9 protein-coding genes are annotated in these 11,850 nt (G+C 70.3%); 4 read left to right on the top strand and 5 right to left on the bottom strand.

Features of this window, described 5'->3' with window-relative positions:
• Positions 1 to 49: 49 nt before the first annotated feature.
• Both menC and SSMG_RS29100 read right to left on the bottom strand, forming a co-directional pair.
• On the bottom strand, positions 50 to 1,159 hold the full coding sequence (menC, locus tag SSMG_RS29095) for an o-succinylbenzoate synthase (RefSeq protein ID WP_009081944.1): 1,110 nt from the start codon (positions 1,157 to 1,159) through the stop codon (positions 50 to 52).
• Positions 1,156 to 2,010 carry a hypothetical protein gene (locus tag SSMG_RS29100; RefSeq protein ID WP_009081946.1) on the bottom strand — a complete coding sequence of 285 codons (855 nt, stop codon included), beginning with the start codon at positions 2,008 to 2,010 and terminating at the stop codon, positions 1,156 to 1,158. The genes menC and SSMG_RS29100 overlap by 4 nt, the downstream gene beginning before the upstream one ends.
• A gap of 92 nt (positions 2,011 to 2,102) precedes the next feature.
• Between SSMG_RS29100 and SSMG_RS29105 the strand changes: the two genes are divergently transcribed.
• Positions 2,103 to 3,677 carry a CdaR family transcriptional regulator gene (locus tag SSMG_RS29105; RefSeq protein WP_009081947.1) on the top strand — a complete coding sequence of 525 codons (1,575 nt, stop codon included), beginning with the start codon at positions 2,103 to 2,105 and terminating at the stop codon, positions 3,675 to 3,677.
• Positions 3,678 to 3,809: 132 nt separating this feature from the next.
• On the opposite strand, the gene SSMG_RS29110 is transcribed toward SSMG_RS29105, so the two are convergent.
• The gene (locus SSMG_RS29110; protein ID WP_100266920.1) at positions 3,810 to 5,171 is read right to left on the bottom strand and encodes a serine hydrolase; all 1,362 of its coding nucleotides are present in this window, start codon (positions 5,169 to 5,171) and stop codon (positions 3,810 to 3,812) included.
• A gap of 467 nt (positions 5,172 to 5,638) precedes the next feature.
• On the bottom strand, positions 5,639 to 7,258 hold the full coding sequence (locus SSMG_RS29115; RefSeq protein ID WP_037718186.1) for a sigma-54-dependent Fis family transcriptional regulator: 1,620 nt from the start codon (positions 7,256 to 7,258) through the stop codon (positions 5,639 to 5,641).
• A gap of 184 nt (positions 7,259 to 7,442) precedes the next feature.
• Between SSMG_RS29115 and SSMG_RS29120 the strand changes: the two genes are divergently transcribed.
• Both SSMG_RS29120 and SSMG_RS29125 read left to right on the top strand, forming a co-directional pair.
• Positions 7,443 to 9,779 (top strand): molybdopterin cofactor-binding domain-containing protein, encoded by a 2,337-nt coding sequence (locus SSMG_RS29120; RefSeq protein WP_009081953.1) that lies wholly within the window; start codon positions 7,443 to 7,445, stop codon positions 9,777 to 9,779.
• 8 nt (positions 9,780 to 9,787) lie between these two features.
• Positions 9,788 to 10,264: a (2Fe-2S)-binding protein gene (locus SSMG_RS29125; RefSeq protein WP_009081955.1), complete on the top strand. Its 477-nt coding sequence runs from the start codon at positions 9,788 to 9,790 to the stop codon at positions 10,262 to 10,264.
• On the opposite strand, the gene SSMG_RS29130 is transcribed toward SSMG_RS29125, so the two are convergent.
• A complete protein-coding gene (locus tag SSMG_RS29130) occupies positions 10,239 to 11,204 on the bottom strand; it encodes a DMT family transporter (protein WP_009081957.1) in 966 nt (321 codons plus the stop codon). The two genes, SSMG_RS29125 and SSMG_RS29130, sit on opposite strands and share 26 nt — an antisense overlap.
• A 135-nt stretch (positions 11,205 to 11,339) precedes the next feature.
• Here SSMG_RS29130 and SSMG_RS29135 point away from each other — a divergent pair, with 135 nt between their 5' ends.
• Entirely contained in the window at positions 11,340 to 11,819 is a 480-nt protein-coding gene (locus SSMG_RS29135; RefSeq protein WP_009081960.1) for a carboxymuconolactone decarboxylase family protein, read from the top strand.
• Positions 11,820 to 11,850 lie beyond the last annotated feature (31 nt).

Below are 11,850 nucleotides of genomic sequence, written 5' to 3' on the forward strand. Positions count from 1 at the left end.
CGGTCTCAGCGGCCGCGCCTTCCATCCTCGGTCAGCTCGCACGTCTTCCTCAAACGGCGAAAAGTGTCTGCGAAGCAACGGTATGCTCGCGCAACGCGACCGGATCCACCGCGACCCCACCGCCCGGTCCGTCCGGAACGGACAGACAGCCGTCTTCGAGCGTGAACGGCGCGGTGAGATCCGTGGCGTAGTAACGGCTCGACGCTGAGATATCATTGGGCAGCACGAAACCTGGCAGCGCGGCGAGGGCGAGGTTCTGCGCGCGGCCGATTCCCGTTTCGAGCATTCCGCCGCACCACACCGGGATTCCGTGTGCGGCACACACGTCGTGGATCCGGCGCGCTTCCAGGTAGCCGCCGACGCGGCTGGGTTTGACATTGATGATCCGGCACGCCCCCGAGCGGATCGCGAACGCGGCGTCGCGGGCGGAGCAGATCGACTCGTCCAGGCAGATCGGGGTGCGCAGGAGTTTCGCGAGTTCGACGTGTCCGCCGAGGTCGTCCGCAGCCAGCGGTTGTTCGAGCTGGACCAGGCCGAACTCGTCCAAGCGGCGCAGGTGGTCGGCGTCGGCGAGGGTATAAGCGGTATTCGCGTCGGCCTGCAATACCAGGCCGGGGCCGAATTCGGCGCGGACGGCGCGTACTGGTTCGAGGTCCCAGCCGGGTTCGATTTTCAGCTTGATCCGGACGTATCCCTCGGCCAGGTAACCGGCGACGGTGTCGAGCAATTCCGGCAGAGTGTCTGTGATTCCGACGGAAACTCCAGCCTGGATCCGATCGCGTACCCCGCCGAGATAGACCGACAAAGGCATCGCGTGGGCGCGGCATTCGGCGTCGAGGATCGCGGTTTCCAGGAGGGCCTTCGCCAGCGGATTTCCCTTGACCGGAGCCACCGCGCCCGCGACCCGAGCGGCGGTCAGCTGCGGCAAGGCGGTGACGCGAGGGACGAGATGATCGCGCAGAATCCGCTCGGCTCCGGCGGTGAATTCCGGGTGGTACACCGGTTCCGGGTCGCCGCCGAATTCCGCCCAGCCCTCGCTGACGTCGGTCACCACGTGCAGCAGGAGCGTGTTGCGTTCGGTGTCCAGCGAGCACGAAGTCCGGAATGGACGGACGAGCGGGAGGCTGACCTCGATCAGGTCGATCCGTTCGATTTTCACGCCCGGTCCCCCTTGGTCAAGCGGTACCAGCCGGACCGGCTGAATCCGGTGGCCAGGTAGCCGTCGGCGAACAAGGGGACGAGAGCGTCGCGGGTCGCGTAGCGCCACTGCGCGCCCAGTCGCGCGTCCGACCGGCGAATGGCGACGATGTCGGACGGGACTCGGCACCAATATCCGGAACTGTCGCGGGCCAGCAACGGCTCGCCGTCGGGAGCGAGGCGCGGATCTATTTCCGCAGTGGTCAAGTCGGGGTCGGGAAGCTGCGCCGGATTCGGCTCGCGCAGCGACAACACCGCGGTGCACCGGTCGGTTTCGTCCGTGCCGTTGACGCCGTCCTCGATCTGGCCGTAGAAGTCCACTGTGTACTCGGTCCCGCGCGCGCCGAGCTTTGCCAGGTTGAAATGCGCGTTGCGGCTCACCAGCGGGTCAAAGGTCCAGATCATCGTTTCCGCACCCTGGTCGAGTGCCCACACCCGCTGTGCCTGTTTCAATGCGAAGCCCACTCCGCGGTCGCTCGCGCGCGCGGCGGCGATCAGCGAGTAGACCGCGCGGGTCGCGGGCGCGCAGAAAATCAGCGCGGAGGCGGCGAGAATACCGTCGTCGTCCGACGCGTAATGCACCGCGCCGCCCGCGTGGACGACGGCGCACAACGCGTCGGTGCCGAACGGCGGCTGGGATTCCGGGGTCAGCCATACCCGGGCGAGGAACCGCGACACCGCGTCGAGCGTCCGGAGGTCGTCGGCCAGCCGGATCCGGACGCCGGCCCGGTTCGCGGCGCGCACCGCGGTCGAGACGGCCGAGTCCGGGGCCGGAGGGGGTACGGTCGCGGGTGCGCCTGGGGAAACGTGCATGCGGACAGCCTCGCGGCCGGATCGCCCGGGTGCGTGCAGTGCCCGTCCAGAGATTCCGCGGATGTTTTGTGCGACTGGCTAAAGAGGTGACGATGCTCGACCCGGTGGCGCCCGATCTCGCGCAGGTCCTCGACGCGCTCGGCGCTTCGCTGCTGCGGCCGGTCAGCCCGCTGCCGGACCGGCCGGTGCCGGTGTCCGGCGTGCTCATCCACGAGCGGCGCGGCGGCGCGGCGCCGGGGCAGGACACGATCCTGCTCGCGGTCGGGGCCGATCCGGCGGAGGCGAAAGATCTCCTCAACGCGGCGGTGGGATATTCAGCGCTGGTGGTGAAAAGCTTCGGCGAACCCCTCACCGAGCTTGCCGGCGCCGCCCAGGACGCCGGGGTCGTGCTGCTCGCCGCCGACGAAGCCGTGCCGTGGCACCACCTCGAGGCGATGCTCTCGTCGGCGCTCGCACCCGCCGTGCGCACGCCCGGCGCACCGGCGGCGGGCGATCTGTTCGCGCTGGCCAACGCCATCGCCGGGATGGTCGGCGGCGCGACCACGATCGAGGATCCGCACCGGCGGATCCTGGCGTACTCGACCCTGCCCGGCCAGCCCATCGACGAAGGGCGCCGCCAGAGCATCCTCGGCCTGCAGGTGCCGGAGGTGCCGCTGTACTACGAAAACCAGTACCGCGAACTCGCGCGGGCGCGGCATACCTGCCGGTTTCCGTCGCTGCCGGGCGGGTTGACCCGGCTCGGCGTCGCGGTGCGGGCGGGCAGCGAGATGCTCGGGTCGATCTGGGTGGTCGACGCCGAGGACAGCCTCGACGAGGCCGCCGAACTAGCGCTGTTCAACGCCGCCGAGATCGCCGCGCTGCACCTCCTGGCCGCGCGCACGGCGGTCGACGTGGTCCGTCGGCGACGCGCTGACCTGCTGCGACGGCTGCTGGCCGACCCGAGCAGCGTCACCGCGGTCGCCCCACAGCTCGGCCTCGACCCGGACGCGCCGTTCGCGGTCGCGGCGTTCGCCGTCGCCGATCCGGAAGACGTCCTGGCCGCCCACGCAGCGACGCGACTGGCCGATCTGGTGAGCCTGCACTGCGAGGCGCACTACGGCAGGCACGGCTGCGCGCTGATCGACGGGACGGTCTACGCGCTGCTTCCCGAGGGCCCCGCGCACCGCGAACTGGTCGCCGACATCGCCCGGCGAGCACACGGCGCGCTGCGGATGCCAGTGCGAGCCGGGCTCGGATCGACGGTCGCCGGACTCCGGTCGATCGCTTCCTCGCGGGCCGACGCGGACCTGGTCCTGCGGACGTTGGCCGAGCAGCGCACGTCGCCGGAACCGTGCCAGGCGGCGGCCATCGACGAGGTTTGGGCCGGGGCGACGTTGTCCGTGCTGGCGCAGTTGCTGGCCGGGGACGCCTCGCTGCCGCGGCGCTTGGGCCCGGCGGTGCGGGCGCACGACGGCGAGCACGGGACCACCTACGCGCCGACGATCCTGGCGTATCTCGACACGAACGGTGACATCGCAGCGGCGTCGGCGCGGTTGTCGGTGCATCCGAACACGATCCGGTACCGGCTTTCGCGGGCGGAGGAGATCTTCGGGTTCGACCTGGCGGATCCGGACGAGCGGTTGGTGCTGTGGCTGCGGTTGAGGTTGGGGGATCAACTCGGCTGGTAGCCGCACTGCACGACGGCCAGCCAGCTTGCCGTCGTGCAGTGCGGGTTAGCTGCCGCATCCGGTGCGGTCCGAGCGCGTAGTCCTCCGCTGCCGCTGAGTCGAAGACCGAACGCGCCTAGCCGCCGAGACCGCCTACGGCGTGAAGGTGCGGTAGAGCGGGCAACCGCAGTAGTCGGCGCGGACCGCGACCCCGTTGAGCACCACGTCGAACTTCAGCCGTTCCGGCAGGCGTTCGTCCTCGCCTACGCGGAAGGAACCGTCCGGCAGCGGGACGAGTTCGTTCGGCGGTCCGCCCGCGATCGACGCCCACAGGCGGTTGTCGTGGGCGTAGACGTGCAAATTGGACAGCCAGGGGTTGTGGCAGCGGTAGTGCCCGACGACCTCGGCCCAGTGCGCGGGCGGGTCGTCCGGCGTGGGCAGCATCGGGGGTTTCCGTTCCGGCAGCGCGAATTCCGGCACCGGATCGCCGCTGCGGGCGGCTCGGGTCGCGGCGATGAGGTGGACGACGGTCTCCTGCCAGGGACCCATGCCGTTGGCGAGCACGACGGCCCCGATGCCGGCGTCGACGTCGTAGGCGAGTGCCGCGAAGTAGCCGATCATGCCGCCGGTGTGCCACACGTGCGGGCGGCCGTCGAACTCGCCGATGATCATGCCGAGCCCGTAGGAGAAGTCTTCGCCTTCGATGCGGATTTCGGGGCTGGTGAGATCGGTGAGCGCTTCTTTGGAGAGCGCCGCCGACCCATTGCCCATCAGCACGCGCAGCCACCCGGTCATGTCGCGCGCGGTCGAGGCGACGCTGCCGTCCGCGGTGGCGGTCTCGAGCCAGGTCGCCGGGACCACGCCGTCTTCGCGGACCGGGACCCGGTCGTCGTAGCGAGGCAGGTATCCCACGGCACTGCGGGTTCGGATCTCATGGGTGATCGCTGGTACGGCAGCAGACATCCCCAGTTCGGCCAGGAAGTCGCCGAGGAGTTCCTGATACGGCCGTTGGCATATCGCTTCCAGGACCAGGCCGAGCGCTTTGTACCCGGAGTTCGAGTAGTGGAACCAGGTGCCCGGCGGTGTCGTGGCTTCGGTGTCGCGCAGCGCCCAGACCTCGAAGGCGGAGTCGCCGGAGACATCCGTGCCCGCGATGATCCCGGCGGTGTGCGACATCAGATGGCGCACGGTGATCGGCGCGTGCGCGGACCGGACGGAGAACCACGGCAGGTACTCGGTCACCGGCTTGTCCAGGTCGACCAGCCCGGCGTCGCGCGCCCGCAACAGCAGGGCCGCGGTCAGGCCTTTGGAGATCGAACCGATCTGGAACAGGGTGTCCTCGGCCGTCGGCAGGGCGGCGGCGAGATCGGCGTGCCCGAACGCGCCGGACGCGAGGATCCCGTCGCGGTCGGTGACCGCCATCGAGAGCCCGACGGCGAACGACTTCTCGTGCAACGCGGTGCGACAGGCCTGGTCAAGCGCCTCGTTCACGGCCTGGGGCAGGGGCGGCGTCATCTGCTGGGAACCTCCGGGGACCTCGGCATCCCGACCGCGGCGGGTCGAGGAACGCCAGTATCGGTCGGGCCGGATCGCGGCAGCCTTGGACGGGAGCCCAGAGATCCGGCCCCGGCCTTGTGGCGGTCGCCAAAGCGGTGGGGCCGCGGGCTCTGCGTGCGGATCGATGGCCGCCGCGTTCAACCGTCCTTTGTGGACTTTTCGGAACGGAGCTGGGCGCATGGCTGTCGATGGAGGCCAACCGGTGCCTCGGCTCGCGGATCCCGGCCGAGCCACGTCACCCGATCGGGTGGAAAGTCGCCCCGCGGACTCCCGTTAACCGGCAGCTTGCCTTGGAGCGCACCCACTTCGGCCCGGCGAAGGGCGCGAGTTTCCGCGGGATGCGACCGAACCGCACCGATCACATGTCGGCAGCGGCTCCCCTAACCCAATCACCACCGGCGCAAGACGCCCACGAAACCACCCGTCTACCCCGGCACCTTCAACGCCCGCATCCGGGCATACAACGTCGTCCGGGAAATCCCCAACGTGCTCGCCGCCCGCACCTTGTTCCCGCCGGCAGACCGCAAAGCCGCGACGATCGCGTTCCGTTCGGCTCGTTCGATCGGAGCCAGCTCGTGCCCCGAAGCGTCCGCCACCAGCGCGGGCGGCAAATCGCCCGGCCCGATCGCGCCCGCGGACCGTTTGCGGATCGCCTGGCTCAGCACGCCGCGCAGCTCCGGCAGGTTCCCCGGCCAGTCGTACGAGCCGAGGATCCGCAGCGCCCCCGGCGTGATGTTGTGCGTCCGCGCGGCTCCGAGTTCGGCCAGCATCCGGGCGGCGACCTCGGGGAAGTCCGGGCGGTGCGCCAGCGGCAGCAGTTCGACGTTCTCCGCGCACGACGCGATCAGCGCCCGCTCCGGGCCGGTCAGCCCCTCGCGCGGACCGGTGGTGAGCACGAGATGCGGGCCGACGCCGCGCGCGGCATGCGTCGCGACCAGGTCGACCAGCTCCGCGGGCAGCAAATCAACGCCGTCGACACAAATGCTCCCAGTACCAGCCGAAACGGCGGCGGTGAAGCGCGCGGCCCAGGCCGCCGACCCGCCGAGCACGGCTTCCGAGCCGGTCAGCGTGGTGCACGGTTCCTCGGGCACTCGCAGCCGCGCCTCGGTGGTGCGGCCGGTTCCGGGCGGGCCGGAGATGTGCACGTGCCCGGCCGCCGGACCGGGCGCGACAGCGGCCCGGCGGCGCGTCCGGCGGGCCTCGGTCGGGGTCAGCGGGCGGATCTCGACCAGCATTCCGCCCCGGGCGCCGGGCACCGGTTCGGCGCGGACCCGGGCGCGCTGGCCGGAGCGCAGTTCGGTCTCCATTTCGGACGGTCCGGCCGCCTCGCCGGCCAGGTTCCACAGCAGCGCGACGTCCGCGCCTTCGAGCAGGTCCGCGGCGGCTTGGTTGCACAGCAGCAGATCCGGGCCGATCGCGACCACCGGACGGGTCGGGCGCGACGTCGCCTGGAACGCGGCCAGCAGCGACCGTTCGGACACCCGGCTGCCTTCCAGCAGCTGCCGTTCGATCTCCTCCACCGCCTTCGCGACCAGCGGCGCGAGCAGCGGATTCGCCTGTGCGGCCAGCAGCGTGATGTCGAGCGCGCCCTCCAGCCTGCGCGTGACCGGGTGGAATATCGGGTGCCCGTAGCAACTGAACCCGCGCAGCGCCTCGGCGTAGTGCTCCTCCCCGTGCACCACGATGCTCGACCGGGTCTCCAGCGCCGTGCCCGGGCCGGTGGTCCCGACCTCGTCCTCCAGCAGGCAGGCGCCCACCCCGAGGCCGAGTTGTTCGAAGCAGTCCTCGGCGGCGCGGTCGGCGCTCCACCGGTGGACGAGCCTGCCGTCGTGGTCGACGAGCACGGTGGACATCGCGGTCCCGGCGAGACGATCGTCGAGGTCCTCCAGCACCGGCGCGGCCGCCGAGAGCAGCCTGCTGGCCGGGTCGACCTCCTCGAACCGCAGGTCGAGCAGCGCGGTTTCGGGACGAACTCCGGCGAGCGAGGCACGCCGCCAGGACTGGGCGATCGGTTCCCGCAGCACGACGCTGCGCGAGGACGTCATCGAGCTCACGCGGATCTCCACCTTCGTTGGTGACGCGCAGCAGGATAACCATCGCTCTCCGCTGCCGCTGTACAGAACTTGAACACTCAAGCCCCGATTCACCCGGCAAGGTGGTCCATCACCACCACCCGCGTGCACGTGTTGCCGTCCGGCACGCGGTCCTTACCTCGAAAGGGGAATCAGCGTGACTCTCAGTCACTCCGAGCCGGACACCGGGAAGGAGCGCGCGGGCGTTTCCCGGCGCGGGTTCCTCGGGTACGTCGTCGCGGCCGGGACCCTCGTCGTCGCCGCGGACGTCGGGCTCTCCACCCCCGCCGCGGCCGCCGTCCCGTCGGCTCCGCAGCCGCCCGAGCTGTACGACCTCAACGACGCGCTCACCGACGCCGGGCTCCCGACGTCGCAGCTGATCACCGTCACCATCAACAAGGACGGCAGCGCCTCGTTCGAGATCCCGCGCGCCGAGGTCGGCCAGGGCATCACCACCTCGACCGCGATGATCATCGCCGAGGAACTGGACCTTCCGGTCGAGAAGGTGCACGTCACGCTCGCCCCGGCGCGTCCGGAACTGCTGTTCAACCAGCTCACCGGCGGGTCGAACACCACGGTCTCGACCTACACGCCGATCCGCGTCGCCGCCGCGATCGCCAAGCAGCAGCTGCTCGAAGCGGCGGCCATCCTGCTCGGCGGGACCGCGGAACGGTTCATCGTCAAGGGCGGCGTCGTCACCGCGCCCAACGGCAAGACGGCGACGTACGGCGAACTGGCGACGAAGGCCGCGTCCAGCACCACCAAGCAGGTGCAGCTGGATCCGAGCAAGCTCAAGGGCTCCAGCGAGTTCAAGGTGCTCGGCAAGCCGCAGACCCGGCTCGACGCGCTCGACATCGTGACCGGCAAGAAGCAGTTCGCGATGGACCTGGACATCCCCGGCGCGCTGCCGACGATGATCTGCCGCCCGCCGACGCTCAACGGCACGCCGAAAGCCGTGCGCAACAAGGCCGACGTGCTGAAACTGCCCGGCGTCACCGACGTCGCGATCATCCCGACCGGCGTCGCGGTCCGCGCGGAGACGTTCGGCCAGTGCATCGACGGCGTGCGCGCGCTGCAGGTCGACTGGGGTCCCGGCAGCGCCGAGGGCGAGAACGACGAGTCCGTGCTCGCCAACCTGCGCCGCGCCGAGCTTCCGCTGGCCGTGCCGAAGGTTCCGGTGCTGACCAAGACGGTCGAGGCGGATTTCGAGTTCATGTTCCGGTCGAGCGCCGCGCTGGAGCCGTACTGCGCGGTCGCCGACGTCCGCGACGGCAGCGCGGAGATCTGGGCCGGGCTGAAGTCGCCGATCGTCGCCCAAGGCGAGGTCGCGCAGGCGATCGGCTTGCCGCAGGGCAAGGTGAAGGTCCACGTCGTCACCGGCGGCGGTTCCTTCGGGCACAAGCTGTTCGGCAACCACGCGGTCGAAGCGGCGCAGGCGTCGAAGGCGTTCGGCAAGCCGGTGCGGCTGATGTGGCACCGCGCCGACGAACCGCGGCAGGGACGGCTGCACCCGATGGCGACGTCGCGCATCCGGGCGACCGTGCTCGCCGGGAACGTGCTCACCTTCGAGCAGCGGCACACCTCGGTCGAGACGTCGTTCCGGCACGGGCTCGGCGAAATGCTCACCTCGGTCGCGACGAAACTCCCGACCGGACTGGGCAACCTCGGCGTCGCCGAGGCGGTTTTCGTGCTGAGCCAGGAAATGCCGTACAACTTCGGCGTCGTCGACCAGACGCTCACCGAAACCGACCAGCGGTTCAACACCGGGTCGATGCGCAACGTCTACTCGCCCGACGTCGGCTGCGCCAACGAGCTGGTCGTCGACATGCTCGCCAAGGCGATGGGCAAGGACCCGTACGACTTCCGCATGGAGTTCCTCAAGAACGACAAGGTGAAGGGCGTGCTGCGCAAGGTCGCCGAGGTCGGCGGCTGGGGCAAGAAGATGGCCCCGGGCACCGCGCAGGGCATCGCGATCCACAAGGAATACAAGGGCGCGAGCGCCTGCCTGGTGGAAATCGACTGCCGCCCCGAGACGGTCAACCGCAAGGTGCGCGACGGCGTCACCGGGCCGCGCGTGACGAAGGCGGTCATCGCGATCGACGCCGGGCTGGTAATCAACCCGCGCGGGCTCGAAGCGCAGATGATGGGCTGTTTCTCCGACGGGCTGGCGCTCGCGCTCACCAGCAGTGTGCACCTGAAGGACGGGCATTTCCTGGAAGCCAGCTGGGACAACTACTTCTACACCCGGCAGTGGAACATCCCGCACGACTTCACCGCGATCGCGATGCCGTCCAACGGCGAGCAGCCCGGCGGCGGCGGCGAGGCGGGCGTCGCCTGTTCCGTGGCGGCCGTGGCGTGCGCGTACGCCCGCGCGACCGGGAAGGTCCCGAAGCGGTTCCCGATCAACCACGACGACCCGATCGGCTTCGAGGTCAAGTCGTTCGTTCCGCCCGTCCCCGAATCGCCGACCGACGGCCTGAGCCACACCTACTGAGGAGCACGATGAGCAAGCACACCTTCATCCTCAACGGGAAGCCGGTGTCCGTCGACGTCGACGACAACGTGCGGCTGCTGTGGGTCCTGCGCGACGTGCTCGGCGTCCGCGGCCCGAAGTACGGCTGCGGCATCAACGTGTGCAAGGCCTGCACGTCGCACTTCAACGGCAAGGCGTTCAACCCGTGTTCGGTGCGGGTGGCCGACATCAAGGCCACCGACGAGATCACCACGATCGAAGGCCTGCCCGACACCGTGAAGGCCGACCTGCACCCGATGCAGGAGGCCTGGCTGGAGCACGACGTCGCGCAGTGCGGCTACTGCCAGCCCGGCCAGATCATGGCCGCGGTCGCCAAGGTCAAGGAGGCCAAGGCGAAGGGCCGCGAGATCACCGACGCCGACCTGGACGAGATCCGCAACGTCTGCCGCTGCGGCACCTACTCCCGGATCCGCGAGGCGATCAAGGCCGGCGCCGCGAAGATGTGACCGGGTTCGCCCGCCCCGCGGCCAGTTCCGGCCGCGGGGCGGGTTTTCCCTTCTGTGCCAGCGTTCCGCCGCCGAGCAGCACCGCGACCCCGGCCAGCTGGGTCGGGCCGAGAGCTTGGCCCAGCAGCAGCCACGCGAGCAGGGCGGCGACCAAGGGTTCGGCCAGCGCCAGCACTCCGGCCAGCGCGACCGGCAAGCCGCCCAGCGCGTGCAGCCCGGCCAGGTACGGCAGCACGGTGCCGAATACCGCCAGGATCAGCAGGGCCAGCCAGACCGGAATCGTCGCGCCGCCGAGCGATACCGGGCGCGAGGCGATCATTAAAGTCCACAATGGACTGACCGCGAGGGTCGCCGCAGCTCCGACCGCCAGCCCCGCGGCGGTCATCCCGAGCGGATCGTGCCGCTGCGCGCCGCGTTCGCCGAGCAGGAAGTATCCGGCGGAACAGACCGCCGACGCCATTCCGGCCGCGACGCCGAGGAAATCCAGCTTCGCCCCGGGTCCGAGACCGGCGATCAGCACCAGCCCGGCGATCGCCAGCGCGATGCCCAGCCACACCGCCAGGGACAGCCGCGTCCGGCGGACGACGCGCACCCACAGTGCGACCAGCACCGGCGACAGGTTCACCAGCACCATCGCGACCGCGACCGGAATCCGGGACACCGCAACGAAAAAGAACAGTTGCACGCCCGCGACGCCGAGCAGTCCGTAGCCGAGCGGCAGCCACACTTCGCCGCGCCGGAACCGCAGCGCCCTCGGCCGCAGCAGCGTGACGCCGGGCGCGAGGCAGAGCGCGGCCAGCCCGATCCGGACCGCGGTGACCGCCGCCGGGCTCCAGCCCGCGTCCAGCACCGCCTTGGCGAGCGGACCGGAACTCGCGAACAGCGTCCAGGAGACCAGGCTCAGCCCGGTCGCCCGCGCGGTCGCGCCCTGGTCGGCCATGTCCGCATTCTGCGTCCCGGCGCGGCCCCCGAGCCACCGGTTTTCCGGGTGCGACGCGGGTCACCTCCCGAGTTGTCACATCCGGAGGGCGGCCGGCATCTCATGGGCATCCGCTTCACCACACTGGAGGATCTGATGAGTGCCCGGTTCGACATGATGAACAACGACCTCGGCAAGTCGCTCGCCAAGCGGTTCGCCGGACTGAGCATGCTCCTGCACAACACGTCGCTGCCGAAGGCGACGCAGGAACTGGTTTCGCTGCGCGCCAGCCAGATCAACGGCTGCGGCTTCTGCACCGACATGCACACGAAGGACGCCACTGCGGCGGGCGAGACCGCGGAACGGCTGCACCTGGTGGCCGTCTGGCGCGAGGCGACCGTGTTCACTCCCGCCGAGCGGGCCGCGCTCGCGCTGACCGAGGAAGCCACTCGGATCGCGGACCGCGGTGTTGTCTCGGACGAGACGTGGGCACAGGCGCGCGAGCACTACGACGACGACCAGCTGGCCGCGCTGATCTGCCTGATCGGCTTGATCAACGCGGCCAACCGGATGAACGTCATCGTGCGCACGCCGGCCGGGCTGTACCAGCCGGGCCAGTTCGCGAACGTCGTCTGAGCGCGGCACACGGGCCGCCGCCGGGCAACGG

The sequence above is a fragment of the Streptomyces sp. AA4 genome, from assembly GCF_000158875.1.
Taxonomy (GTDB): Bacteria; Actinomycetota; Actinomycetes; order Mycobacteriales; family Pseudonocardiaceae; genus Amycolatopsis.

Excerpts from the sequence above, each read along its gene's own strand:
- SSMG_RS29100 (WP_009081946.1), bottom strand. The coding sequence starts at position 2,010 with ATGCACGTTTCCCCAGGCGCACCCGCGACCGTACCCCCTCCGGCCCCG.
- SSMG_RS29105 (WP_009081947.1), top strand. The coding sequence starts at position 2,103 with ATGCTCGACCCGGTGGCGCCCGATCTCGCGCAGGTCCTCGACGCGCTC.
- SSMG_RS29110 (WP_100266920.1), bottom strand. The coding sequence starts at position 5,171 with ATGACGCCGCCCCTGCCCCAGGCCGTGAACGAGGCGCTTGACCAGGCC.
- SSMG_RS29115 (WP_037718186.1), bottom strand. The coding sequence starts at position 7,258 with ATGACGTCCTCGCGCAGCGTCGTGCTGCGGGAACCGATCGCCCAGTCC.
- SSMG_RS29125 (WP_009081955.1), top strand. The coding sequence starts at position 9,788 with ATGAGCAAGCACACCTTCATCCTCAACGGGAAGCCGGTGTCCGTCGAC.
- SSMG_RS29130 (WP_009081957.1), bottom strand. The coding sequence starts at position 11,204 with ATGGCCGACCAGGGCGCGACCGCGCGGGCGACCGGGCTGAGCCTGGTC.
- SSMG_RS29135 (WP_009081960.1), top strand. The coding sequence starts at position 11,340 with ATGAGTGCCCGGTTCGACATGATGAACAACGACCTCGGCAAGTCGCTC.